Raw genomic sequence first — 26,364 nt, 5'->3', positions numbered from 1 at the left:
ATTGAAAGGATCACACACCTCAATGAAAGTCGACATCCCTCAACAAATCCGCGCGGCGTGGCAGGTTCCCGCTTTCAAGATTCAGATGACCTCGGAGCCGCGCGGCGCGTGGTGCGTCGTGATTCCGGTGATCAACGAGGGCGCGCGCATCCGCAATCTGCTCGAACGGATGGCGGCGCTCGACATTGCCGGCATGGCGGACGTGATCATCGTCGACGGCGGCAGCACCGACGGCTCCCTCGACCTCGAATTCCTGAAGAGCAGGGGCGTCCATACGCTCGTGCTGAAGACCGGGCCCGGCAAGCTGAGTGCGCAATTGCGCTGCGCCTATGCGTTCGCGCTCGATCAGGGATATGAAGGCATCGTCACGATCGACGGCAACGACAAGGACGATCCCGATGCGATCCCGCGTTTCATCGATGAGTTGAAGCGCGGTGTGGATTTCGTGCAGGCATCCCGCTACCTGTCGGGCGGCGTTGCGGAGAACACGCCGAAGTCGCGCGATCTGGCTATCCGGCTGATTCACGCGCCGATGCTGAGCCTCTTTTCCGGTTTTCACTGGACCGATACGACACAGGGCTTTCGCGCCTATAGCCGCAAGATGCTGCTCGATCCGAAAGTCGCGCCGTTCCGGGAGGTGTTCTCGACGTACGAGTTGCTTGCGTATCTGTCGTATCGCGCGCCGAAGCTCGGTTATCTCTGCCTGGAAGTGGCGACGACGCGGCGTTACCCGAAGGGGGAAGTGCCGACCAAGATCAGCAGCGTGAAGGGCAATCTGTCGGTGTTGCAAGTGCTGTTCAAGGCGTGCTTCGGAGCCTATAACCCGGCGTGATGTGAAGATGTCCGCGTGGGGCGTCCGCGCCAAGGTAGCCGCCGCGCGGGCCTGATCCTTCGAAGTAAAAGAGACGTTCAATGCCTAACCAACTAACAAACACAGAAAAAACGGGCGTGGTGGTGGCGTCGGCCGGCCTGGCCGCGGCCGCGCTCGCAATCGGCCTGCGCATGACGTTTGCGCCGACCTACGGCGACTTTATTGTTGGCAGCATTACGTGGAGTGCTGGAACGAAGTTCCAGGACATTTTCTCACCGCTGTTTTTTCTCGGCGTGCTGCTGGCTGGCGGCGCATTCCTGTCGGCGCAGATTGGAAGGCTCAAGCGTGATCGGACGCAGTCCTCGCATGCGCGGGATCTCGCGGAACAGTTGCTGTGGTGGTCCGTTCCGTCCGTCGTGGCGATCGCGGGACTGCTGATCGGCTCGTCGATAGACTCGACGATCCAGTTTATTTCCGCGGCAGGAGTGCTGATTCTCGGCGTGACGGCGTGGATGCAGGCGGACAGGTCCGAGCGCGTGTCGCCGTGGATGACGAGCCTGAGCCTGTTCTCGGCGTTCCTGATCGCGCTCGCGCCGCTCGAAATCGCACTTGCGCTGGGTCGCGCGCCGGTCGGCTTCGTCGGGCATATCGAACTTGCGAGCTACGAGAGGGTATTGAACCAGCTCATGTGCGTGCTGTTTCTGGCGGTATTGGCCTCGGCTTTCACGCCCCGGCGCGTATTGCGCGCTTTGCCTGGAAGTATCGCGCTCGGCCAGCTCGGGTTGCCGCTCTTTTTCCTGACGTTGTATCCGGCGCGTTTTGCGCTTCCGGACGGATCGCTGGACAAGTACTCGACAACGTGGGCGCTGAAGGCTCTCGTGGTGGTGCTGGTGGTTGCCGGCATGGCCGATGTCTTGCGTCGCTATGCAGGATATCGCCGGCAAGGCGGGCAGAACTACAAGGTGCTGTTCTCGCCGCTCGCTTTGTTCGCGTTGCTGATCGCGTTCAAGGCTGGCAGCACGATCGGCCCGTCCATTTCGCCGAACGATTACGAGTTCGGGCAGACCCTGGTCGGGTGGTGGTCGTACCTGCACGGCGTGATTCCTTATGTGGGTTATCTGTCCCCTCACGGGTTCATGGAGGACGATTTACCCGGGCTGCTATCGGTCTTGTTCTATGACGGGACCGCATCCAGCATCTTCGAGGCGACCCGGCTGAGCTCGACACTATTGGCTCTGGTCGCCTTTCTGGCGCTTTTCGAGTTTTCGGGAAGCCTCGGTCTCGCGATGGTTTCGACCTTCTTCATTGGCGGTAGAGCGGCCTTTCTGTTTTTCACGCCGTTCATGTGCCTGTGGTTCAGCGGCGCGCTGCGGGCGAGGCCCGCGCGCTGGCTCGCGGTATGGCTCGTCACCGCGCCGATCGTCGTGCTGGGCGTGCCCCCGGCGGGGCTGCTGCTTGCCGCCGCGTCCGGCGTATTGGCGCTGGAAGCGGTGTGGCGGTTGTGGCGAGGCGGCGAGCGCGAAGACTGGAAGTTGCTCGTCGCAGCGTGCGTGGTGCTGGCGGTGCTCGCGTTGGTCACCCCGTTGGTCGCCATGTTGTTTGGCGCGATCCGGTATGTGCTCGAAAACGGTCCGATCAACCAGGTCGCCTACGGTATTCCCTGGTCGGTCAGTTGGAGACCGGGTAGCCCGAAGTCCGGCCTCGTCTTCGAAGCGATAAGAATGTTGTGGCTCGCCGCGCCGGCATTCGGTTTGATGATGGTTTATTCCGGCATCCGAAATCGTGCGACCCGGGACGTGACGTTCCTGCCCGCGCTTGTTGTGATGCTGTTCGCGCTGTTGCTGACACCCTATTCGATGGGGCGTATCGATCCAGCCGACATGTCACGTGCGGGTCTCGCGGCCATTTTTGGCTGGTCGGTGCTCATTCCGGTCGTTGCATGGCACTCGAATCTCAGGTTCAATCGCGTGGCATTGACCGTACTCATCGCGGGGATGTGCGCGGCATTGAATTACACGCCGCTCGATTTCTCCAATGTGGTGGCCGCGGCGGCGTCGTATATTCCCATCGCGCCGCTGAAGGTCGGCGCGGGCGAGGGGATGCCCAACGTAGGGCGCGCGATGGTGCTGGACGAACAATGGGCGCGGCTCGTGAAGCTCAATACGTTGCTCGACAACAAGCTGCCGCGCGGCGTTGGCTACCTCGATCTGACGTCGCACAACGCGCAGACGTTCTATTTCGGCCGGCCGATTACGATGCCGGTGACCGCGGCCTACAACATGGCTCCGCTTCAACAGCAGCAGCGCGCGGTCGAGAGCCTGTCGCGCGATGTGCCGAAGGTTGCGCTGCTGGCGGCGGACAACATCGTGTATGACGGCGGCGGCCTCGCGTTGAGAGACCCGGTGCTGTACCGCTTCGTGATGGATCACTACACGCCGGTATGGTCGGACGGCATCATTCTCGGCTTCAGCACGCAGGCGTTCGCCGACGGACAGGGCCAGCATCTGACGGTCGGATTGAAAAACCAGACCGATGACAAGTGGGACCGGGGCGTAAGCCGAAGCGAAGTTGCGTTGCGGCTCGGGCCCGGCACGCCGATGTCCGCGTTCGCGCCAGGCACGCAAGTCCGTTTGCCCGACGGCGAGGTGCGCAAAGTCGTGAAGCTGTCCCTGGAAGAGCAGGCGATCTGGCTCGACGGCGCCATGCTCGACGCCACGAAGGCGGGTTATCCCGGCGTGATCGATGTGACGCTCGAGCCGGCTCAGCAGGCGGAGTATCGTTTGACGCTGCAAGACATGGCTTTCTCGACGCAGGAACTGGGCGAGATCCCCGTGGCCTGGGGACGTTCCGACCGATCGCTGGCGAAGAAAATGACCCGCGTTGCCGCGCTCGACGGGGTGACGCCCACGCTACACGATCTGAGCCAGGAGTCAGGCACGTACAAGGTGACGGGCGGCAATCCGCAATTGAGCTTCGATCTGTCCGCGCTCGGCGTCTCCGGTCACAACGCCGGTCTGCTTCGTTTCGAATTTTCATGCATGGGCCGCCGCGCGGCGCCGCGATTGAGACTGGCATGGTGGGGCGATCAGCAATCGGCTGCGGCGGCGAACCTGACCTTCACCGCTGACGACGGCGTGCTGATCGTCCCGCTGGAGGCCTATCCTCGGTGGCTCACGCTCGAACGGGTCCACGGTTTGCAATTGAACCTTGTCGACCCGAACACGTGCGGTGCATTCGGCATCAGGAACATCGCGCTGTATCAGCGCAATATCTTCCGCTAAGCGCGCATCCGCCGACGCGCTACGACGCTGCCGATCGCGCGGATCTGCAGCGTCCGGGCGAAGAAAGATCTAGCCGGACACGGCCGTCACTTCGCGGCAACGGCGGCAGGCGGATGAGCATCCTCGACCAGCGCGGATGACGCTGGCGGTCGAATCGGACGTCCTTCGTGCCAACCATAGTGCCTGTAGTGGACGACTGGATCGGCACCTGCGTCGCGCACATCGTGGTTCATGGCGAGATAGTCGGCGGCGACGAAACCGGGTGGGAACACGAGCGGTACGACAGCGTCGAGGTCACTAGGCTGTCCTGTCGTGCGCTGGCCGGATGCGGTCTGCACGCCCCCCGTCGCGCCTAGCATGGCGAGCTTCCGGCGGACTCGCCAGAACGGCACGCCAGGTGTCGCAGTGCTGGCCGCGTGCCACATTCTCTGCCAGCTTTCGGCTATGTAGCCTTTGTCGTGAGAGCGTCTGAGAACGACCGAAAATTCCAGATCGTTTTTCGCCGTGTCGCGGAAATGCTCGCACGCAAAATCGAGCAGCCCGAGCTGACAAAGGTCGCCCATCAGTTCCGCGAACGATCTCGGTGTGAAAACCCAGCAATGCACATCGTGGTACGAACCGTTCTCGTACGCATCGCGAGCGAGGTGGATCGCGCCTTCGGAATTGTGATGCAACCTCGCCGACGGACGATCGATGCGCTTTTGCCAGGCTTCGACAGTGCTGACGTCTGCGGCGTTCAGGCAATAGTCGAGGAGAGAATAGGGGCGAGGGGCGCGGGCGCGTTCGACGTAGCTCGCCAGCACTTCGGGCAGGCGGCTCTCGCGGCGAAAGTAGTCGAACGTAAAGCGCCTGTCGGGAACCACCAGCCGGACTTCGCCAGTGGGTTTGAGCACGGCGCCCAGCTCACGCAGCCAGGTCACGAGATCCGGGACGTGCTCGACAACGTGTGACGCGACGACGTAGTCGACGTACCGGCCGCCAATCGCCTCATGCAGCGTGTTTTCACCCCAGATCGCGTCTACGTCGACAATCTCGTCGATCACGACATGAGGGTCGTCCCGGTACTTCTGCCGTAGATGCCCAGTGTCGGTGTGATCGACGTAAATGATCGTTCCACCATCGCTGCGCCGCACGAGCGGCCAGCAGAGCGCACCAATTTCCACGCCAGTACTGCCCGAAATATCGAGTCCGGACAACAAACGTTTGCGGCGCAGTTCACGACCGCTGTCTTCCGTCCGCATCATGCCCCCTTATGTCGAATTCGACTGGCAAGTCGCAACTGCACAAGAACTTCGAATTTTTACCGGGTTTCCCGTTGATCGGTAATAACTTCGTTAACGCGAAATAAAAAAGACGTCCTGATGATTGTCCCACCCGCCCGGACGATATTCGAGTACGGCGAGGTTGTTCTCGGCGCAAACATCGCTGACCCAGTTATGCGGAATCAGGGCGATGCCGTAACTATCGCCGACGTAATCCACGGTTTTCGCTTCCAGCGAATGGTCGGGCATGTAGTTGACGAACCCGTACTGGCCTGCGTCGTAGCTGTTGAGCAGATGAGCGCGCGCGCTTTCTCCGACCTGGTAGCAATCCGCCGATTCCAAAATCTCACGCGAACGGGCACCGTGGGTGGTGACAACCGCAACACCACTGGGTTTCAGTTTTTCGAAGAAATGTTGCATGACCGTACGGGCATTCCGTCCGGACAGATGAGTGATCAGCGAGCCGAGTGCCGCGACATCGAAAAACGAATTGGGCACATTCCGGAATTCATAAACCGGATCGACGATGGTGTAGCCCGTTACACCGAATGTCTGCACACAGAAATCGACGGCGGGTGCCATGATGTCGGCGACATGTACGTTGCCGGGTTGCAATCGCGAGGCGAGGTGGCGCGTGACCCGTCCGTAACCACATGGCAGTTCAAGCGCGGTGGGTGAATCGGACCCCGCCAGTTCGACAGCATGAGAAACCATATCCGCCATCTGGGTTCCGACCGACGCATAGTGGCCGGTTGATCCATGAAACATGTCGTCATGCGGATGGATGGGTGCCGGCTGCATGGTACCTCGCTTCGATCGTAGTGAGCCCCGCTTGCGCAAGGGCGTTTTACATGGAATGAGAGACAGCTAGCGGCAGCCGCGCGGCTTGGCTGCCAACGGAATCCGCGCACAATTCTACTGGAGAAAACCTACACTAACGTTGCGCGCGACCTGCTTGCCGCGTACGGACGGTCGATCACGGTTGTTGAACGGGTTGCCCGGTATGAGGATGCGGCCGGGTCGCATAGAAGTCGAAGAAATGCTGCTGCCATAGCGCACAGACGGTGTCCATCTGATCGATCAGCACCGCGTCGAAGACGCCTGACGCGTCCGCCGCGTCGATTCTCTCCCGCATGCGGGAGAACAGCAACTTTTCAAAATCGTTGATGCAGTAGCCGCGGACCTCCTCAACATTGAATGCATAGGCCGAGCGGGGTAGTTCGGGGTGCAGCGAAATATACGTGCTGAACAATCGCTCGATAATAAACGGCAGAAACGGTGCCGGGTCCGTATGCAGCGTATCCGTCATCACGCCCAGCGCCGCCTCGTGCGACGGGTTGGCTTCGAGAAAATCGGCAATCGGCAGCAACGTCCCGCCGACATACTCTTTCCAGAATCGTTGCGATCCTACCCAGAAGTTGCAGTACGCCAGCGATTCTGGGCCATGTCGCGGCGTATCGCGAATCGCGATGTCCACGCCGCTCGCATCGAGCAACGCCTGCGCTGCCCGCACGAGGCCGGGGTGCGCCAGTTCTCCCTGCATCCAGACGTTATACGACCAGTACGTGAGTTGCGGAAAGGGATTGATGAAGCAGATGTCGGATTCGCCGTGGCGTTGCGCGAACTCGAGGAACGCGGCACCCGGAATCTTCGCTTTGAGCGTGAACTTGGGCGAAAAAAGACCGGTGAAGTCGTGACGCAGATGCTCGCCCGTACGGTACAAGTCGGTCAGGATCTTGAACTCGCGCCATTCGGGACGCGCATTGTCGGCGCGCACGAGCGGCAGGAACGCCGCGCAGGTCAGTGTCTGATCCGGCGAATAGATCGGCTCGAATATTGCAACAGTTTTGCTCATACGTGGCCTGCCCGTTCGAGGCAGTAGCGGTTCAGGTCCGCGCGCCACTTCAGGTACGTGAACGATGCGTTCGGCACGGTGAAGCTCGGATAGTGCGTCTCGATCGGCACGCCAAGCAGATATTGCAGCACCACGCTGATCGGGCCGCCGTGCGCGACGGCGGCGATCAGGCCGCTATTGTGCGCCTCGGGTTTGACCGCGGCTTCGACCCACGCCTGCACGCGCTCAGCCATGTCCAGATGCGATTCGCCGTTTTCGTAGCGATTGCGGATGTTCCGGTTGAAGTCCGGGAAGGCCCGGTTGAAATCCGCTTCGAGCCACGATCCGTAGATGCCGGGGTGCGTTTCCGCAAGCCTCGCGTCGAACGTCATGGGTTGCGCGGGGCTGAACAGGAGTTCGGCGGTTTGACGCGCGCGTGCCCACGGGCTGCAGTAGATCTTCGACGGCTGGAACGCAAAGCGTTCGAGCGTCGCGGCAAGGTTGAGCGACTGGGTCTTGCCAAATTCGGTGAGCCCGTCTTTGTCCGTCGAAATTAGCAGCCCTTTGGCATTGGCTTCGGACTGGCCGTGTCTGATCAGCAAGAGATCCATGACTTAATTCTGGGTGGTTTGCGTGGATGCCGGGCTTTCGCCTGTCACCAGTTCGAGGAAGGTCTTCGCGGGACCCGCGAGCCCGAAGCGTTCATGCGTATCGACGTACGCGTTGAGTCGCGTCGAATCGCGCAGTTGCCGGTCCTGGTACATCGTTTCCATCGCGCTGGCCCATTCTTCCGCGGTGTTGTTGACGAGCAGCCCGGTGGCGCCATGCGTGACCGCCTCTTCGTACACAGGAGAGCGCGAGTATATGCCCGGGATGCCCAGGCTACCGTAGTCGATGTACTTGATGCACGACTTGCAGCTGTTGAAGAAGAGCGTTTCGGGATCTTCCCGGGCACCCAGCGGGACAACCGAGAACAGATAGCCTGAATCGCGAATCGCTGCCTTGTATGCGGCGTTTTCCAGAAAGCCTTTGGAAACGAGGCGCGGAATACTCGACATCTCGGGAAAGCCGTCGCCCCAGAATTCGAAAACGACGTCCGGATGCCGCTCGAGGAACTCGATGATGACTTTGAAGAACTGCTTTCTGAACTGCACCAGCTTGATGCCGTCGGTGTTGGAAAAGAGGATTCTCGGCGGCGTCGATTCGTGCCAACCCGATGGCGCGGATGGAAGGGACTCGTGATCGAAGCCATTCGGAATGACCACGACCGACGCCCTGATCTTGCGTAGCTTGTTGCGCAGCGTTTCGTTCGACACCGTGGCGATGGATGCCTGACGGATCAACCACGTGATATTGGCGAGCAAGTCATCGTTCAGGTCGGTGACGCTGTACATCGGCAGGTCGATGATCCAGTCGTCCATGTCGTAGATGGTGCGCAGCCCGAGGTCGTTGGCCATACGCATGACATCGGTCGCGCGGTTCGAACTGTGCTTGTTGAACAGTACCGCGTCGAAGCGGCGCAACTGTCCGACCGTCACGTCGCTCTCGACGATTTCTTCCCATTCGAGCATGCCGTGATGGGCCATGTAGGTCAGCAACGGGCCAAAACGCGCGGCAATCGACCGCGACATCAATCTGTCGTGAGATAGCGAGATTCGCTGAACAACCAGTAGACGCGGAATCTTCGACATTTCAAACACTTTCCCGTGCTAACACTGCAGCGATTTGCGGACCGATGATGGAAGCTGAATGGCGCGTCATCACGCGCTCGTAGGTGGCGGCCACTTTGGCGTCGCGGCCGGGGTCGTTGATCGCGCCGGAGATCGCCGCGGCGATCTCGTCCACGGAATCCGCCGACGCGTACCAGACGCCGTCTTCGAAGTGCTCGCGTTGCCAGGGACCGTCGGACATCGCAAGGGGTTTCTGCATGATCGCGCCTTCGAGGCTCGATCGGCCCGGCGGATCGATGCTCGGTTCGGCCATCACGCTGCAATTGGCGATGATCGAACGCAGCAGCGCGCTGCAGGGCTGGATGAACGGAAGGAAGGTGATGCCTGAATGCGCTTCCGCCACGCATTGCCGATAGTAGTCGTCGTCGCGCGCGCCGCCGACGAAGAGACCGTCCAGCTTGAGTTCATTCAGCGCGCGAATCGTCTGCAGCTGATTCTTGATGGGTTCGATCAGTCCGAGGCAAAGCGCGAAATCCGTACTGTTCGACACCGTCGACAGCAGATCCTTGTCGGGCTGCGCGAGAAAACGGTTCGACACGCATGTCGGCATGATTTCGATTTTCTCCGCCGGTACGCGGATGTATTGCGTGAAGTTCTCGAGTTCCGCCCGGGACTTGAACAACAGTTTGTGGGCGATTCGCGTGATGTCTTCGATACGCGCGACTTCGCTGGCCGGGATCGGGCCGAGCCACCAGACGTTGGGCCACAGGAAGATGCGCTTGTTTCTGATTGCGGCTTCGCGCAGTATCGCGTGACCGTCGGCGTGCACGGAGAAGTGAATCACGCCGTCGTAGAAGCTGAGCGGACGGCTGCCAATGCCATAGATGTCGGTATGGACACAGGATGCTTTCAGGATCTCCGCGACCTGGACAAGTTCCGATTCGCCGCCGCCGCTTACGGTGAAAGCGGTGCTGTAAGTCGTCAGAATGAATTTGAGTCCGGTCATGCTTTTCTCCGCAGTACGTCGGCGTTGGCAAGCAGTTCTCGCCAGACGGCATCGCTTGCGCGCTGAAGTACTTCATCGGCATGCGCGACATACGCCGGATCGCTGCGGCCGCGTGCGGTGGATTTGCCGAGGCGTCTCGCAATGGCCGACGCCCACGCGGATAGATCCGCATTGGCAGGGAATACGCAGTCCGTTGGGCTGATTTCTTCGGCCGCGGTGCCGCCGCGGACGAAGACAGGCTTGCCGAAACGCATCGCTTCGAGGACCGGCACGCAGAAGCCTTCGTGACGGCTGGTCGCGAGCAGCGCATCGGTGGTTTCATAGCACTCGAACAGGTCCGCGTCGTCGAGCATTCCCTTGAAATCGACGCGCTCCAGCACAGCGAGCCGCCGCGCGTGATTGATGAGGAGCTTCAGGTAGTCGTAATTCGGCGAACTGCCGACAATGCTGAGCGTCGCATCGAACTCGTGTTCTTTCAGCAACGCGAGGATGCTGATGCCGTCTTCGATACGTTTATGCGGGACGACGCGGCCAACCATCAACAGATTGGGAGTGCGCGGACCCTCGATGTCCGGGTCGATTTCGCGTTTGAAGACCGGCATGTCGGCAAACACCGGCGGAACGACCTTTACCGCCTGGACATCCAGCGCACCGGCGAGACTCGCGGCGGTGCAATGCGAATTCGCTATGATGGTATCGAAGCCCGCGAGCGACGGTAATTGCGCGAGCGCCTGCTCGCACAACTTCGCGGTGGGCGGTTCGAGTTCGCGCAACAGCATCGGGTCGGTTACACCGTGGAAATAACAGATTGTTTCCCGGCAGTTCAGCGCGAGTAGCTTGTCGAGATAGGGGTCGAAAATAGAGTAGGACAGCAGCACTACGTCGTTTTCGGTCACACTGGTAAACAGTTCCTCCAACGGCTTGACGCCCGCCGTGCTCACGTCGAAGAACCGGGCATAGAGCTCAACGTCGAGGCCGAGGCGCGAAGCCGTCCGCGCAAGCCCCAGACAGTGATTGCCCACCGCGTCGCCAGAGAAAATGTCCGTAGCATATACGCGCAGCGTCATCTGCTCTTCCCCCCCTTGATTTCGGCCAGCCGCTGCGCGTACGCGCGCGCGACCGCTTCGACCGAATAGTCGCGAACAATGCGATCGCGGCCCGCCTGCGCGATGCGTTCGCGCAGCGGGGTGTCGTCTATCACGCGCTGCAACTGCTCGGCCGCGAGCGATACGTCCGGGTCGCACCAGTATTGGCCTTCGGGAAACAGGTAGTCGCCGGGGCGCAGCGGGACCAGATCGCCATCCACGAGGAAGGCGGTCCCGGGTTCGCAGAAGTCGACGTTGCCGGAAAAGTTCGTGACGACCACAGGCTGGCCCAACACCATCGCTTCGGCAATCACGCGTCCGAACCCTTCGCTGCGATGCAGTGAAATATAGGCGTCGCAGCAGGCCATGAAGTCGATCGAGTCCTGTCGGCTCAGGCGCTCGGAGACGATATGGATACGGCTGTCGCCAGAGGCCATGTCACAGACGGCACGCCACACCGAATCGTCGTCGCGCACGTTCATCGCCTTGATGACGAGCCCAACGCCGGGCGAGCTGTCGCCGAACGCCTGCTTGAACGCCTGCACGCCGGCGAGCGGGTTTTTGCGGCTCAGCCACGAATTGCCGTCGAACATCAGGTAGAACAGAAACTCGTTCGACGGCAGGCCGAAGCGCGCCCGCTCTGGATCGAGCGGCGCGGGCACGTCGACCGCCATCGGCATGCGATAGACGGGCGTGTCGCCGAGTCGGCTGTAGACGCTCTGGACGAACTTGCTCTGCGCCCAGATCTCGTCGACCATCTGATGCACCTTGCCGAACGCGCCAGGCCAGTGGGGCAATTCCCACGGCCACGCGCCGATCTTGTGGGTGGGCGCGTCGATCAGCTTGCGGCCGCCTTCCAGCGCGAGACGCACCATTTCCGGAGCCGGCAGACAGAACAGGCTGATGCGGTACTTCAACTCGTCGCTCAGCAGGTGATCGACCGACGAATCGAGCTTGGCGGGCCCAGCCATGGGTGCGTTGATAAGCGTCACGGGCGTCGAGTTCATCTGCAGAACGCGCGCGGCCATGCGCGCATCTTCACCGAGACCCAGCACCCCTTGCGGGAAGCCGACGACGTTCACACCGTAGTCGTATTCATGTTCGACATGCGCGTGGTAGCGAGGCGGTTCGGCCGATCTTGCCGGAGCGGTGCTGATGGACCAGTCGACCTTCAGCGACTCGAGAAGGGGATACTCGTGATCGCCGAACTCATTCCACCAGCGTACGAGCTGCTCCCGGCCGGCCTCGGTGTCAATGTTGTACGCGGCTTGCAGGTCGGGGCGCTCGCTGGCGATCATGTCGAGGAAACGCGGCAGCAGCGACCCGCGAGGCACATCCTCGTCGTCCATGCGAGCGAGGGCTTCGTCGAGTCCGACGGCGGACCATTTGATCGCGTGATATTCGTTCTGGCCGTCCCGGTCCCACCACGACAGGTAATTCAGGCGTGCGCCGAAGCGGTCCAGATCGAACGCGGCCTGCAGATCGGGCCGCTCGTTCCAGATCAGATTCAGGAAGCGCGGAATGAGCGGCAACGCGCAATGCGCGCCCGGCTCCATGCCGAACAGCTCCTCGGGCATTGCCCCGGCGTCCCAGCGGATGACCGGGTATTGACGCTGCCCATGCTCGACCCACCACGACAGCGCGTTGAGGCGGCCAATGAAACTGTCCAGCCCGCTGAACTTCTGCAAATCCGGCCGCTCGTCGAGAATCAGCCGCAGGAACCGCGGCACGGGCAGCCAGTCCGGATGCGAGCCCCATTCCATCTGGAAAGCCTCCGGCATGCCCGGCGGTATCCACTTGATGATCCGGTACTGAAATTGTCCGTGTTCGAGCCACCATGACAGTGCACTGAGCCTGCCGGTGAAGTTCGGTGGGCCAAAGGTCGCCTGCAGATCCGGCCGCTCCTCGATGAGTAGCGCGAGGAAATTGGGAATCCGCGGGGCTTCGGGGCTGGCGGATTCCGCCGGCTCGAGCATGACACCGCCGATCGGCGGTTGCGACCATTTGATCCGCGGATACTCGCGAAAGCCGTGCTGTTGCCACCAATCGAGACAGGACAACCGGCCCGAAAACGAATTCAGGTCGAATGCGCCGCGCAGGTCGGGCCGCTCGGCGGTGATCAGTGCAAGAAAGCGAGGCAGGGGCATGGCGACCGTGCCCGACGCATCGATCGTTTCGAGCAGCTTGGGCCATGCGGCGGGCGCACTCCACGTCAGTCTCGGGCAAGCTTGCTGGCCGTGCGCTTCCCACCAGTTCAGGCAATTCAGATAGCCGGTGAGCGTGCCGAGATCGAAAGCTTTCGACAGGTCTTCCCGCGTATCGACGATCATCTTGACCAGCTTCGGCAACTGCAGTCCGGCCTCTTCGAGCACCGTCTGCCGCGTGAGCATGGTCTCCGAGAGATGCATCGCATCGAGTACGCTTGGCGCTGTCGAGCCAAGCCAGAAGGTCACCGCGCGCGGATGCCGCTGGATCAGCGACTCGTTATCGAGCTGATACAGATACTGGAGGTCTTCCTGACGAAGCACCCATTCAAAGTCGGGATACGTCTCCCGCGCGGTCATTTCCCACCAGAAGTAAAGCGTTATCCGGTCGTCCAGCGCTTTTGAACTGAAACTCGCGAGATCGGCTCTGAACTTCATCAGAAAGTAGATCGCGCTCGGCAGACAGAAAAGCTCGTTCGGCGACGGGTGGCGGTACTCTGCCAGCCACCCTGTTTTGCTTGTCCGGTTCAACTGATTACCCAAGATGTGCGACCCTCGAAGGCCAGGCGAAAGAAAAATCGTCCGCGTTTAGCGTCAGATTCGGCGAGTAGCAAGGGTCATTCAACAGGAGATCGCCCCAGCGTTGCCGCACCAGTTCCGATTCCTGACTGAAGCGGCTGATTTTCTCGGGCGTGTCTTCGGCACCGCGCGTGGCCGACTCGTGGTGATACAGCTCCGCATAGGGCGTGAACACGTTGCGATAGCCGGCCTTGCGCACGCGCAGGCAGAAATCGATGTCGTTGTAGGCAACGTGCAGATCCTCGTCGAGGCCGCCGACTTCCGTGTAGATCGACTGGCGGATCAGCAGACAGGCCGCCGTCACGGCGCTCATTGCATTGCGCAGACGCGCGCGCGCGAAATAGCCCGCCAGCGTGTTGGGGAAGTGCTTATGGGCGTGACTTGCGATGCCGCCCACGCCGAGCACGACACCGGCGTGCTGGATCGTATCGTCGGGGTAAAGCAGCTTCGCTCCCACCGCGCCCACGTCCTTCTGCAACCCCACTGAAACCATTTCTTCGAGCCAGTCGGCGTTGATTACTTCGATGTCGTTGTTCATCAGACAGACGAAGTCCGCCGTGCTTGCAAGCGCGACGCGATTGTTCAGCGCCGAGTAGTTGAACGGCGAATCGTCGCGCACGACCTTGATGCGCTCGTCCGTCTGCAGACGCGCGAACAGGTCGTGCGTTTCCTGCTTCACCGAACCGTTGTCGATGATCGTGATGCGGAAGTTCGGATAGCTGGACTTCTTGCGCACCGATTCGACACATTGTTCGACCAGATCCGCGGAGTCGCGCGTCGGGATAATGATTTCGACCGAAGGCAGCGCGTCCGGCAGCGCATAGACGACCTTGTTGAACGCGTGCGTGCCCGGTGCGTGGATCACATGCGCGTTGATCTGGTTGCGTGCGAGATGCTCGTCGATCGCTTTCATCGCCGCGATATGCGCGTACGGTTTGGCTTCATGGCCGCTCGCCGTGCTTTCGGGAATGATGCGCCAGTGATAGAGCGGACGCGGCACGTGATAGATCGCGTTGGGTCCGGCCCAATCGAGCACGCGCAGCGCGAGATCATAGTCCTGCGAGCCTTCGAAGCCGGTACGGAAACCGCCGATCTCCCTGATCACCGACGTGCGGTACACGCCGAAGTGCGAGATCATGTTCTGTCCGAGAAACAGGTCGTAGTTGAAGTCCGATTTGAAGTAAGGCTCCGATCGGGCGCCTTCCTCCGACACCTTGTCTTCGTCGCTATAGATCAGCGCCGCGTCCGGATGCGCGTTGATCATTTCGACCATGCAGTACAGCGCGAGCGGATGCAGTTCGTCGTCGTGGTCGAGCAAGCCGACGAATTCGCCGTTCACCAGCTCGAGCGCGGTATTGCTCGATTCGCTGATGTGGCCGTTCGTCGTGCGATAGGCGACCTTGATCTGGTCCGGATAGCGGGCCGCGTATTCATCAAGCACGAATCTGATCTCAGGCTTCGTCGAGCAGTCGTCGGCGACGCAGATTTCCCAGTTCTCGTAGACCTGGTCGATCACCGAGTCGAGGGCCTTGCGCAGCCATTTCTCCGGCGTGTTGTACGTCGGCATCAGAATGCTGACCTTCGGCTGCAGCGTGAACATTTTCGAGCGTTCGCGCAGTTGCGGATAGATGGAAGCCGGCGGCTCGTGAGCGTCGAGCCATTCCTGATAGGACTCCCCGACGATCGGCGCGGTGGGCTGCAACGGACCGCCACGCCACGCCGCCATCCGACGTGCGCGCGCCAGCAACTCCGGCGAACATTCCGTCTCGTCGAGCAGTTCGATCTTCAGGTCGTACACGGAGAACGAGGCCGGCAGAGCGATCGGGTCGAAACGGACCGGGCCGGCAAGTTCCGGGAACGCCACATCCTGTTCGACCTTGCCGTTAGCGTCGACGTGCAGGACGATCGCGCTGTGCTCGGACATGCCCGAACCTGCGTCGAGGTAAAGCATGCAGGTCGACGCGACGCTCACGTCGGTTTTGAGCTCGAACGAAACACGCGCCGCGCACCTCGATAGCGATTCCGAGCCCGTCAGTTCGAACTGCGGATCGTTGTTGGTCGCCTTCCACGCGAATTCAGGATTCGAGGAAGCCCCGACGTTGTTCAGAGGACGAAGTTCGAAGGTCTTGACGAGGTTCTTCATTTTGTCAGCAGGGAATCGTAGAGGTCTTTCAAGGGCGACAGGACGGCCTTCCAGGTCAGATCGCGCGTCGGGGCAGCGGCAGCGCCGCGCGGTTGCGCGAGCGCCGCGCGAATCGACCCGGTGATGCTGTCGACGTCGAACGGATCCAGGTAGGCAACGTGCTGCGCGAAATATTCCTGGGTAGAGCCAACTTTTGTCACCGCGATGCGGGCGCCGGCGGCATGCGCTTCTAGTGCGGCGAGCCCCGGCGTTTCGAGCGTGCTCGGCAGCACGAACGCTTCGCAGGCCGCGTAGGCGGAGCGCAGCAGCGGCGAATCGTGGGGCAGCGTGCCGGCGTAGACGACCTGCGCGCCACCCTCGTCGAAGCATGCCTTCGCATACTCGGGATCGCGCTGATGGCCGATCAGGACGAGCTTCAGGTCGGGGAACGACTTCATCGCCCGGATCAGCGCGAGCTGGTTCTTGCGCGGCTCGATGTTGCCGATGTTCAGGATGAAGCGGCCCTCGATGCCGGATTCACAGCGAAACGGCTCCGCCGTGACCGGCTCGTAAAAGCTCTGTTCGACGCCGTTCAACACGCTCGCGAACTTCTCGCGCGGCAGATCGAAGATGCGAGCGAGCGTGTCGCATTCGATCTCGGAGTTCGCGACCACGCGGTCCGCGAGAGAGAACTGATGGTGGATCTCGCCGATCGGATAGAGATGCCTGGTTTCCTCCGTCACCCACAGACTCGACGACACGACGAGCGGCAAGCCGAGTTGCTTGACGAAGTTGCAGAAGTGCACCGAGCCACCGACGCACGAGAAGAAATGCACCACGTCGTGTTCTAGAAAACGCGGCTTCCACGGATCGAACAGCGTAACGTCGACGCCATGCGCGGGCAGATGCTTGTGATACGCAAGCAATTGGATTTCTCCGCCGCCGGGGGTATGGAAAGCCATCGGGTAGGTGGCGAACAGCACTTTCATAGGTGGGACTCTAGTCGCTCAAACAGTTCTTTTCTTCAGACCAGCACGTCGCGGCACGCCGCTGCGCGTAACGCGCGAACGTGGCGGCGAGACCGGCAGGTTTCGGGGGCATTCACGTGGATGCTCGCCGCGCGCTTGCGCGGCCTTCAGGCGCGGACTTGCCCGTGCGCGGGCCGGGGCCCGATCGCACGGCCAGCGAGCAGGCCGGCGTGTGCTGTTGTCGAGCACGTCGGATCGATACCACGAATTCCACATGCGCGAATATGTTTGAGTTGTTACGAAGTGTACGAACGACGCGCCAGCAGGCGCAGGTCCGTTTTATTATCACGGCCCGAGGCTCGTGCCGCGTGTTGGGGCTGCCGGCGTGGTCGCGGCAGCGCAGACATTCTAGCGCCCAGGTGGCGCGATGCCATCCCTGACGACTCGCAGGCCGCGACGGGTGTCGCCCGAATACAATACGTTCCCAGCCAGACTTCCTGAGAAAGCACCGCCGATGCCAGATTGTAGCGTGTCTGATCCGCCTTTCCCGCCGTTTGCGGCCGCGTCGAGTCCTGACGGCGATCGTCTGTTTGCGCGGGTCGCGCGGCATGGCGTGGGCATAATCGTGCGCCGCGAAGTGCATGACGGAGCATTGCGATGAGTCTGCAGATCCTCGTCACCGGCGCCAACGGCTTCGTCGGCCAGGCGGTGTCCCGCGCGTTGCTGCGGCGGGGCGATCGCGTGACCGGCGTGGTGCGCCGGCCGCAGACGGCCGCCGAGGGCGTGCGCGAATGGCTGCTCGATACCGAAGACTTCGCGGGCATCGACCAGCGCTGGCCGGTCGCGCTCACTTGCGATGCGGTGATCCATCTGGCGTCGCGCGTGCACGTGATGCGGGAGACCCTGACCGAGCCGCTCGCCGCCTATCGCGCGACCAATGTCGAGGGCAGCTTGCGCGTCGCGGCCGCGGCGCGGCGCGCGGGCGCGAGGCGCTTCGTGTTCGTCAGCAGCATCAAGGCGATGGGCGAGGCGAGCAGCGGCCGGCCGATCGCTGAAACGGATCAGCCCGCGCCGTCCGATGCGTATGGCATCTCGAAACTGGAAGCCGAGCGCGCGCTGTTCGACTACGGCCGCTCGACGGGTCTCGAAGTCGTCGTGGTGCGGCCGCCGCTGGTCTACGGGCCGCGCGTGCGCGCGAACTTCCTGCAGCTGATGAACGCGGTCGCGAGAGGCATTCCGTTGCCGCTCGGCGCGCTCAGCGCGCTGCGCAGCCTCGTGTTCGTCGATAACCTCGCGGACGCGCTCGTGCATTGCGCGACCGATCCGCGCGCGGCCGGCGAAACCTTCCATGTGACCGACGGCCGCGACCTCAGCGTGCCGGAACTCGCGCGTCTGCTGGCCACGCAGCTTCACGTGCCCGCGCGGCTCGTGCCGGTGCCTGCCAGCCTGCTGCGTCTCGCGGGTCGCCTGACCGGCCGCTCGGCGCAGATCGATCGATTGACCGGCGAGCTGCGCGTCGACAGCTCGCATATCCGCGAATGTCTGAACTGGTCTGCGCCGCATACGGTCGAGCATGGGCTGCTCGAAACCGCGGCGTGGTATCGCTCAACGCATTGACCACGGGTTGAACCCGCCTTGACTCCGACCTGACCCGCTAACGCTATCGATGCCGCTCGCTGCACACTCTGCCTCTTCCGTCGTCTCTCTACTGCCGTGGGGCGTCGCCGCGCTCGCCGCCTGCGCGGCGATTCTGTGGACGCTGCTGCGCACCGGCCTCGCGTGGCGGCTCGCCACCGACGTTCCCAACGACCGCTCGCTGCACACGCGCCCGACGCCGCGCGTCGGCGGTTGGGGCATCGTGCCGGTCGCGGTGCTGCTGATCGCGCTGGCGGCGCCGTCGCTGTGGCTGCCCGCGCTTGCCGCGGCGCTGCTCGCGGCGCTCTCGCAGCTCGACGATCGACGTGGCCTGCCCGCACGCGTGCGCTTCGGCGGTCATGCGGCGGCGGTGGCGGCACTGATCGCCGTCTATCCGGCCGACGTGCCGTGGTGGGCGCTCGCGTGCATGGCGGTTCTACTCGTGTGGCTCGTCAATCTCTACAACTTCATGGACGGCTCGGACGGCCTCGCTGGCGGCATGGCGCTGTTCGGCTTCGGCGGCTATGCGGTGGCCGCCTCGCTGTCGTCGCACGCGGACCCGGCGCTCGCGACGGCGAGCCTGATCGTCACAGGCGCGGCCGCGGGCTTTCTGCTGTTCAACTTTCACCCAGCGCGCATCTTTCTCGGTGACGCCGGCTCGATCCCGCTCGGCTTTCTGGCCGGCGCGCTCGGCTATTGGGGGTGGCGCGAGGGTGTATGGCCGGTGTGGTTTCCGGCGCTGTGCTTCGCGCCGTTCATCGGCGATGCGTCGGTCACGCTGCTCAAGCGTCTGCTGCGCGGTGAAAAATTTTGGCAGGCGCATCGTGAACACTACTATCAAAGACTGGTGCAGTCGGGGTTGGGGCACGCATCGACCGCGTGGATTTGGTATTTGTTCATGGCGGTGGGCATAATGCTTGCTATCTGGGCGCTACAATTCGCTCTTCTGTATCAATGGCTGGTTGTCGTCGCATGGGCTGCCGTGCTGGTCATCGCGGGGCTGTGTATCGATCGCCGCTGGCGGCGCCATGTGTCCCGTTCCGGGCCAATCTGAGGTTCTGCGCAATGAAAAGCTTCAAAGCCAGATGGCTTTCGTTCAGTGCGTTTGCGTTCGACCTGTGCGCGGTGGCAATGGCCTGGCTGCTGGCCTATGTGATCCGGTTCAACGGACCGGTGCCCGCGCCGTTCTGGTCGAGCGGGCTGCATGCGCTCGTGTGGGTGCTGCTGATCTACGCGGTGATGTTCCGCGGCTACGGCCTCTATCGCGGCATGTGGGTGTTCGCGAGCCTGCCCGATCTCGTGCGGATCGCGAAAGCGATCGGCGTCGGCGCGCTGGTCGTCGTGATCGGCTCGGCGCTGTTGCAGCCGGCGCCGGTCGTGCCGCGCTCGGTGCTGATCGTGTCGCCGATGCTGCTGTTCCTGACGATGGGCGGCTCACGCGCGCTGTATCGCGCGGCCAAGGAGTTCTATCGCTACGGCGGACTGGTCGGCCAGGGCAAGCCGGTGCTCGTGCTCGGCGCGGGCAATGCCGGCGCGAACCTCGTGCGCGAGCTGAAGCGCTCGGGCCAATGGCGCCTCGTCGGTCTGCTCGACGACGATCCGATCAAGCAGGGCCGTGAAATCTACGGCTATCGCGTGGTTGGTGCGATCAGCGATCTGCAGAAAATCTGCACGGAGCTGAAGGTCGAGCATGTGATCATCGCGGTGCCGTCGGCGTCGGTGGAGGCGCATCGGCGCATCGCCACGCTGTGCGTGCGCGCCGGCGTACGCGCGATGACGCTGCCCGCGCTCACGCCGCTCACGCAAGGTCAGGCGTTCCTGTCGCGGGTGCGGCAGATCGATCTCGAAGACCTGCTCGGCCGTGACCCGGTGACGATCGACACCGAGCACGTCGCCGCGCTGCTGAAAAACCGCGTCGTGATGGTGACGGGCGCGGGCGGCTCGATCGGCTCGGAGCTATGCCGGCAGATCCTGCGCTTCGGTCCGGTGCAACTGGTCGCGTTCGACATCTCCGAGTTCTCGATCTATCGGCTGAACGAAGAGCTGCGCGACAAATATCCGGAAGTGTCGGTGGTGCCGATCGTCGGCGACGTGAAGGACTCGCTGCTGCTCGATCAGGTGATGGCGCGCTACTGTCCGCACATCGTGTTTCATGCGGCGGCCTACAAGCATGTGCCGTTGATGGAAGAGGTCAACACTTGGCAGGCGGTGCGCAACAACGTGCTTGGCACGTACCGCGTCGCGCGCGCGGCGATCCGCCACGACGTCGCGCATTTCGTGCTGATCTCGACCGACAAGGCGGTCAACCCGACCAACGTGATGGGCGCGAGCAAGCGGCTCGCGGAGATGGCGTGCTCGGCGCTGCAGCAGCAGGGCGCGCGGCGCACGCAGTTCGAGACGGTGCGCTTCGGCAACGTGCTCGGCAGCGCGGGCAGCGTGATTCCGAAGTTCCAGGAGCAGATCGCGCGCGGCGGGCCGGTGACGGTCACGCATCCGGAAATCACGCGTTTCTTCATGACGATTCCGGAGGCGTCGCAACTCGTGTTGCAGGCGTCGAGCATGGGGCGCGGCGGCGAGATTTTCATTCTCGACATGGGCAAGCCGGTGCGAATCGCCGATCTCGCGCACGATCTGATCCGCCTGTACGGTTTCACCGAAGAGCAGATTCGCGTCGTGTTCACGGGTTTGCGTCCGGGCGAGAAGCTTTACGAAGAACTGCTCGCGGACGACGAAACCACCACGCGCACGCCGCATCCGAAGCTGCGCATCGCACAGGCGCGCGAGGTGCCGGACAGCCTGATCGACAATCTGCTGCCGTGGCTGATGCAGCATCGCGTGCCGGCCGACGATGAAGTGCGGCGCGATCTGCGGCGCTGGGTGCCGGAGTATCTGCCAGCGACCGCGACGACACTGCGTAGTGTGGCGCCGGCGACGCGGGTGTCGTAGGCGTTCCGCCGCCGCGAGTCATCGGAGTAGTCGAAGCATTGAATCAGTACCCGCGAAGGCAGGTCATTTGACCCGTTGAAGTTGGCCGTCGGATGTTTATCGATAAGAGCCCCTACAGACATGCTGGGGCTTTTTTTATTTTTGCCCAGGAGAGCTGACGACCATCGCGCACGCCCCGGCTTTTCGGAGTCGTCTGAAGCCTGCGCCCGGCACATACACCTAGCATTGAACCGTCGCCGCCCGGTATGTCGTTCCCGCTGAGCTGGCGGCTCTGGCGGCTCTGTTGGCTCTTTTTCTGTAATGCAAAGGTTTTGCGCGCTCGCGTGGCGCTTTTTTTTGTCCCGGCGCAAAAGGCGGCAAATCCGGAATCGACCTGTAGCGCGCCAGTGGCCCGCGCGCTTACGGTCAAGGTTCACCAACGGGAGGAACCTATGCAGGACGCAATGACCTGCAGCCAGCGCAATCAGGAGGCGTGACACATGGCCTACACGGGCAAATTTCTCGTGAATAACGAGCCACTATCACCGCTCACCATTTCTGGCATCGGCACGTTCAACGCGTATTCAGGCAACAATCAATATCGCAATCGGGGCGGCTGCACGATGGTGCCTAATGATGGGCCGCTCCCTGCCGGTAAATACTGGATCGTGGACCCCCCCACGGGCGGCATCCGTTCTCAGGTGTTTGCATGGGCAAAAGATGAGTGGAATGCAGCAATGGGTCACCCATCGAATCACGGTGATTGGTTCGCGCTATATCGTGATGATGGGACGATTGATGATCTGACGTGGATTAATGGCGTCAAACGCGGGCAGTTCCGTTTGCATCCGGCAGGCGGACGCGGGATTTCGCTTGGCTGCATCACGCTGCCGAGCCATAGCGATTTCATGAGAATCCGCAACGCGCTGCTGCACACGGTCAAAATTCCCGCGCGCAGTTCGGGCCTTCTCGCCTACGGAACAATTGAGGTCATCACTTATGGCAACACTTGCCCGTAGGGTGTTCAAGGTCGCCCTGTTTATCGGCCTGTGCTATCTCTCTCTGCTCTATGTCCGTCCGTACCATTATGAGTGGACAGAAAGCGAGTCGCGCGCATGGTTTGGTGCTTCACGTTGGCTTGGTGTCCGCGATCCCGAAGATTTGTATTTCGTGGTGTGGGTGACGATTGAACTGATCGCGGCGGCGCTGGCGTATGTGGCGATCATGAAGCTATGGCGGTGGTATCGCACGAAGTAGACGAAAGCCCCGGCGACGGGGCTTTTCTATTGTGCGCCGAGCATGCGCAACAGCTTGGGGGTGTGAGTCCCCTGTCCAACCTGATGGTGGTGAAGGCCTGGCAAAACGGGGGCGTCCATGTATGTGGGAGGGGTCGGGCCGCGAGGCCTGCCCCTATCCCGATTTTGCCCAGGAGAGTTGACGACCATCGCGCATGCCCCGGCTTTTCGGAGTCGTCTGAAGCCTGCGCCCGGCACATACACCTAGCATTGAACCATCGCCGCCCGGTATGTCGTTCCCGCTGAGGTGGCGCCCCGGTTGGCTCTTTTTCTGTGATGCAAAGGTATTGCGCGCCCCTGTGGCGCTTTTTTTTGTCCAGGCGCAAGAGGCGGCAAATCCGGAATCGACCTGTAGCGCGCCAGCGGCACGCGCGCTTACGGTCCAGGCTCACCAACGGGAGAAACCTATGCAGGACGCAATGACCTACAGCCAGCGCAATCAGGAGGCGTGAAACATGGCTTACTTCGGCAAATTTCTCGTGAACAACGCGCCGCTGTCACCGCTCACCATTAATGGCATCGGCACATTCGACGCCTATTCCGGCAACGGCCAATACCGCAATCGGGGCGGCTGCACAATGGTTCCCAATAACGGGCCGATCCCCGCTGGCAAGTACTGGATCGTCCCGCGCCCTACTGGCGGCGTGCGCTCTGCGGTAGAAACGTGGTTAAAAGATGAGTTCAATTACTACTCGTCGTACCCGACCGATCACAGTGAATGGTTTGCACTGTATCGTGATGATGGGCTAATCGACGATTACACATGGATCAACGGCGTGCGGCGTGGAAACTTCAGGTTGCATCCGGCAGGTGGTCGGGGTGTTTCGCTTGGCTGCATTACCCTGCCGAGCCGTACGGATTTCCTGAGAATCCGCAACTCACTCCTTCACACCATGACGATCCCTGCCGGCAATTCGGGGCTTCGCGCCTACGGAACAATTGAGGTCATCACCGATGGCAACACCTGTCCGAAGGGTGCTTAAAGTCCTGCTGTTTATAGGTCTGTACCTTCTGTCATTCCGATTTGTCCGACCGTACGACGATGGGTGGACCGAGTCTGAGATGCGTGCATGGATACACGCTTCGGAGGTGCTAGGTATCGGCGATCCCGAAAACCTGTATATCGGCCTGTGGATGACTATCGAACTGCTCGTGGCGGTGCTGGCGTATGTGGCGATCATGAAGCTATGGCGGTGGCACCGCACGAAGTAGACGAAAGCCCCGGCGACGGGATTTTTCTATTTTTGCTCAGGAGAGTTGACGACCATCGCGCACGCCCCGGCTTTTCGGAGTCGTCTGAAGCCTGCGCCCGGCACATACACCTAGCATTGAATCGTCGCAACCCGGTATCGCTTTCTCGCTGAGGTGGCGGTTCGGTTAGCTCTTTTATCTGTGATGCAAATTTTTGCGCGCCCTTGTGGCGCGCTTTTTCTTGCCCAGGCGAAGGAGGCGGCAAATCGGGAATCGACCTGTAGCGCGCCAGGGGCACGCGCGCTTACGGTCAAGGTTCCACGACGGGAGGAACCTGTTCAGGACGCAATGACCTACAGCCAGCGTAATCAGGAGGTGTGACATATGGCCTACACCGGCAAATTCCTCGTGAATAACGAGCCACTATCACCGCTCACCATTTCTGGCATCGGCACCTTTGACGCTTATTCTGGCGACCGGCAATACCGCAATCGGGGCGGCTGCACGGCTGTGCCTAGCAAGGCGCCGATTCCCGCCGGCAAATACTGGATCGTCGACCGTCCGACTGGTGGCATCCGTTCACAGGCTTACGCATTGGGAAAAGACGCGTTGAATGCCGTTTTCGGCCATCCGTCGAATCACGGTGACTGGTTCGCCCTGTATCGGGATGATGGACTAGTCGATGATTTCACTTGGGTCAATGGTGTCAAGCGTGGGCAGTTCCGGTTGCATCCAGCAGGCGGGCACGGCGCATCACTTGGTTGCATTACCTTGCCGAGCCATAGCGATTTCATGAGAATCCGCAATGCGCTGCTGCGCACCATGACGATCCCTGCCGGCATTTCGGGCCTACGGAACAATTGAGGTCATCACATATGGCAACACTTGCCCGTAGACTGTTCAAGGTCACGTTGTTTCTGGCGCTGTTCGTTCTCTCTGTTCTTTATGTCCGGCCGTATCCGTACGAGTGGACAGAAAGCGAGTCGAATGCATATTGGGCGGCTTCCGATTGGCTCGGTGTGCGTGACCCTGATGACCTGTATTACATGGTGTGGGTGACTATCGAACTGATCGTGGCGGCGCTGGCGTATGTGGCGATCCTGAAGCTATGGCGGTGGTATCGCACGGGATAAACAAAAGCCCCGGCGACGGGGCTTTTGTTTATCCCGTGCATTGATGAATTTGGAGGAATCTCGTGAAGAGAGGATTTATTGCTACATTTCGAGCCGAGTGAGCCGATTTCAGCCTTTGTCGTTTCTGCTCACCGCTTCCCCTTCCTCACCACCATCCACCGCGGCGACTTGAACCGCACGATGCTCACGTATAGCCACACATACGTCGCGGCGAACACGACAACGAAGCAGAACAGATGCAGCGTGTGCCGCCAGAACAGCGTCGCCGGCACGACTGCAATCAGGCACAGCAGCCACAGATACGGCGACGTCAGCGAGTTGCGGCGCGTCAGCTCGCGCGCGGTGCGCGCGCCGACCGCCCAGCGCATCAGCCGCTTGTAGACCAGCATATGCAGATGCACGCCATCCGGAATGCCCGGCGACATGCCGCGAATGAACTTCTTGCGGTAGATCGAGAAGCAGGTCTCGAAGATCGGGTACATGAAGAGCAGCATTGGATACCACGCGGATACGTCGCGATTGCGCATCACGAGCAGGATCGACAGCTCGGCGAGCATGAAGCCGATGAAGTAAGCACCGCCGTCGCCGAGAAAAATCAGCCCGGCCGGGAAGTTCCAGATGAAGAAGCCGAGCACCGCGCCCATCATCATGAACGACGCGGACAGGACGACCGGGTCGTGCACCTGGAACGCCACATACGCGAGCGACGCGAACATCATGAACGCGACCATCGACGCGAGGCCGTTGAAGCCGTCGATGATATTGATCGCGTTGGCGAGCGCCGCGACCGCGAGCACCGTGACCACGAACGAGATCGCCGCATATGACAGCAGAAAGTCGAGCGGCGGCACGCTGATGCGCGTGACCGCGATGTCGAGAAAGAACCAGGCGAGCGCGGCGGCCGCCATCGTGCAGATCAGGCGTGCGAGCGGCGACACGCGCTTGGTCAGATCCTCGACGAGTCCCGAGCCGAACGCCGGCATGCCGCACGCGATCAACCCGAGAATGCTGCCCGATACGGCCGGATACGCGCGATGCAATTGCACCGCGGAGACGATCAGCCCGACCAGAATCCCAGTCCCGCCGATGCGCGGCACCGGCCGCACGTGGAATTTCTGGACGCCGGCCAGATCGGTGTCGGTCGAGAACTTTTCATGCAGATGCGCATAGCGCACGATCAACAGCGTGATCAGCAGAGAGACGAGAAAGCCGAGCGCAAAACTAAGCATGAAAGTGGGCCTGAGCGAAGACGCGGAATTATACAAACGAAACGTGCGGCGGCCGGCGCGCGGCACGGGCGCGAAGCTTTCATCCAGGCCGGCAAAAAATCCCAGATAGCGAGACCGAAGTGGCCCGCACAGGC

General features: G+C 61.6%; 21 protein-coding genes and 1 pseudogene. 11 read left to right on the top strand and 11 right to left on the bottom strand.

The window, feature by feature from the left end; genetic code table 11:
- Window positions 1–22: 22 nt before the first annotated feature.
- Window positions 23–832, top strand: a complete 810-nt coding sequence (locus OKW35_RS05755) for a glycosyltransferase family 2 protein (protein WP_429551461.1) — start codon at window positions 23–25, stop codon at window positions 830–832.
- Between the two features lie 80 nt (window positions 833–912).
- Window positions 913–4,092: a hypothetical protein gene (locus OKW35_RS05750; RefSeq protein WP_429551460.1), complete on the top strand. Its 3,180-nt coding sequence runs from the start codon at window positions 913–915 to the stop codon at window positions 4,090–4,092.
- Between the two features lie 86 nt (window positions 4,093–4,178).
- Here the strand turns inward: OKW35_RS05750 and OKW35_RS05745 are convergent, their stop codons facing one another.
- The 10 genes from OKW35_RS05745 to OKW35_RS05700 all read right to left on the bottom strand — a co-directional run bounded on the left by OKW35_RS05745 (window position 4,179) and on the right by OKW35_RS05700 (window position 16,843).
- Window positions 4,179–5,336, bottom strand: coding sequence for a methyltransferase domain-containing protein (locus OKW35_RS05745; protein WP_429551459.1), 1,158 nt, complete (start codon window positions 5,334–5,336; stop codon window positions 4,179–4,181).
- Window positions 5,337–5,426: 90 nt separating this feature from the next.
- Window positions 5,427–6,155: a methyltransferase domain-containing protein gene (locus OKW35_RS05740; RefSeq protein WP_429551458.1), complete on the bottom strand. Its 729-nt coding sequence runs from the start codon at window positions 6,153–6,155 to the stop codon at window positions 5,427–5,429.
- 175 nt (window positions 6,156–6,330) lie between these two features.
- Window positions 6,331–7,209 (bottom strand): hypothetical protein, encoded by an 879-nt coding sequence (locus OKW35_RS05735; RefSeq protein WP_429551457.1) that lies wholly within the window; start codon window positions 7,207–7,209, stop codon window positions 6,331–6,333.
- Window positions 7,206–7,799, bottom strand: a complete 594-nt coding sequence (locus tag OKW35_RS05730) for a histidine phosphatase family protein (RefSeq protein WP_429551456.1) — start codon at window positions 7,797–7,799, stop codon at window positions 7,206–7,208. Before OKW35_RS05730 ends, OKW35_RS05735 begins: the two co-directional genes overlap by 4 nt.
- 3 nt (window positions 7,800–7,802) lie before the next feature.
- Window positions 7,803–8,879, bottom strand: coding sequence for a glycosyltransferase family 1 protein (locus OKW35_RS05725; RefSeq protein ID WP_429551455.1), 1,077 nt, complete (start codon window positions 8,877–8,879; stop codon window positions 7,803–7,805).
- Between the two features lies 1 nt (window position 8,880).
- Window positions 8,881–9,864 (bottom strand): glycosyltransferase family 4 protein, encoded by a 984-nt coding sequence (locus OKW35_RS05720; RefSeq protein ID WP_429551454.1) that lies wholly within the window; start codon window positions 9,862–9,864, stop codon window positions 8,881–8,883.
- Window positions 9,861–10,931 (bottom strand): glycosyltransferase family 4 protein, encoded by a 1,071-nt coding sequence (locus OKW35_RS05715; RefSeq protein ID WP_429551453.1) that lies wholly within the window; start codon window positions 10,929–10,931, stop codon window positions 9,861–9,863. Before OKW35_RS05715 ends, OKW35_RS05720 begins: the two co-directional genes overlap by 4 nt.
- Window positions 10,928–13,591: a glycosyltransferase family 4 protein gene (locus OKW35_RS05710; protein WP_429551452.1), complete on the bottom strand. Its 2,664-nt coding sequence runs from the start codon at window positions 13,589–13,591 to the stop codon at window positions 10,928–10,930. Before OKW35_RS05710 ends, OKW35_RS05715 begins: the two co-directional genes overlap by 4 nt.
- A 97-nt stretch (window positions 13,592–13,688) precedes the next feature.
- On the bottom strand, window positions 13,689–15,875 hold the full coding sequence (locus OKW35_RS05705) for a glycosyltransferase family 2 protein (protein ID WP_429551451.1): 2,187 nt from the start codon (window positions 15,873–15,875) through the stop codon (window positions 13,689–13,691).
- Window positions 15,872–16,843, bottom strand: a complete 972-nt coding sequence (locus tag OKW35_RS05700; RefSeq protein WP_429551450.1) for a glycosyltransferase — start codon at window positions 16,841–16,843, stop codon at window positions 15,872–15,874. The genes OKW35_RS05705 and OKW35_RS05700 overlap by 4 nt, the downstream gene beginning before the upstream one ends.
- A gap of 636 nt (window positions 16,844–17,479) precedes the next feature.
- Here OKW35_RS05700 and OKW35_RS05695 point away from each other — a divergent pair.
- The 9 genes and pseudogenes from OKW35_RS05695 (at window position 17,480) to OKW35_RS05655 (ending at window position 25,001) form a co-directional block, all read left to right on the top strand.
- Window positions 17,480–18,439: an NAD-dependent epimerase/dehydratase family protein gene (locus OKW35_RS05695; RefSeq protein WP_090803328.1), complete on the top strand. Its 960-nt coding sequence runs from the start codon at window positions 17,480–17,482 to the stop codon at window positions 18,437–18,439.
- Between the two features lie 49 nt (window positions 18,440–18,488).
- Window positions 18,489–19,511 carry an MraY family glycosyltransferase gene (locus OKW35_RS05690; protein ID WP_429407213.1) on the top strand — a complete coding sequence of 341 codons (1,023 nt, stop codon included), beginning with the start codon at window positions 18,489–18,491 and terminating at the stop codon, window positions 19,509–19,511.
- Between the two features lie 11 nt (window positions 19,512–19,522).
- Complete coding sequence (locus OKW35_RS05685; RefSeq protein ID WP_090803332.1) at window positions 19,523–21,403, top strand: polysaccharide biosynthesis protein; 1,881 nt, start codon at window positions 19,523–19,525, stop codon at window positions 21,401–21,403.
- 479 nt (window positions 21,404–21,882) lie between these two features.
- Window positions 21,883–22,401: a DUF2778 domain-containing protein gene (locus tag OKW35_RS05680; RefSeq protein ID WP_429551449.1), complete on the top strand. Its 519-nt coding sequence runs from the start codon at window positions 21,883–21,885 to the stop codon at window positions 22,399–22,401.
- Window positions 22,382–22,639, top strand: a complete 258-nt coding sequence (locus OKW35_RS05675; protein ID WP_184045459.1) for a hypothetical protein — start codon at window positions 22,382–22,384, stop codon at window positions 22,637–22,639. Before OKW35_RS05680 ends, OKW35_RS05675 begins: the two co-directional genes overlap by 20 nt.
- A 493-nt stretch (window positions 22,640–23,132) precedes the next feature.
- Window positions 23,133–23,660, top strand: coding sequence for a DUF2778 domain-containing protein (locus OKW35_RS05670; protein WP_429551448.1), 528 nt, complete (start codon window positions 23,133–23,135; stop codon window positions 23,658–23,660).
- A 79-nt stretch (window positions 23,661–23,739) separates the two neighbouring features.
- Window positions 23,740–23,889, top strand: coding sequence for a hypothetical protein (locus tag OKW35_RS05665; protein WP_429335865.1), 150 nt, complete (start codon window positions 23,740–23,742; stop codon window positions 23,887–23,889).
- Window positions 23,890–24,252: 363 nt separating this feature from the next.
- Window positions 24,253–24,763, top strand: a pseudogene (locus OKW35_RS05660) (DUF2778 domain-containing protein).
- On the top strand, window positions 24,744–25,001 hold the full coding sequence (locus OKW35_RS05655; RefSeq protein ID WP_184059739.1) for a hypothetical protein: 258 nt from the start codon (window positions 24,744–24,746) through the stop codon (window positions 24,999–25,001). Before OKW35_RS05660 ends, OKW35_RS05655 begins: the two are co-directional and overlap by 20 nt.
- Before the next feature lie 128 nt (window positions 25,002–25,129).
- On the opposite strand, the gene OKW35_RS05650 is transcribed toward OKW35_RS05655, so the two are convergent.
- Window positions 25,130–26,230: an MraY family glycosyltransferase gene (locus tag OKW35_RS05650; protein WP_184059737.1), complete on the bottom strand. Its 1,101-nt coding sequence runs from the start codon at window positions 26,228–26,230 to the stop codon at window positions 25,130–25,132.
- Between the last annotated feature and the right edge of the window lie 134 nt (window positions 26,231–26,364).

Source organism: Paraburkholderia sp. MM5477-R1 (assembly GCF_050436385.1).
In the GTDB taxonomy this organism is placed as follows: Bacteria; Pseudomonadota; Gammaproteobacteria; order Burkholderiales; family Burkholderiaceae; genus Paraburkholderia; species Paraburkholderia tuberum.
Note: the sequence above shows the minus strand (reverse complement) of the source record. Positions and strands in the feature narration are given on the sequence as shown.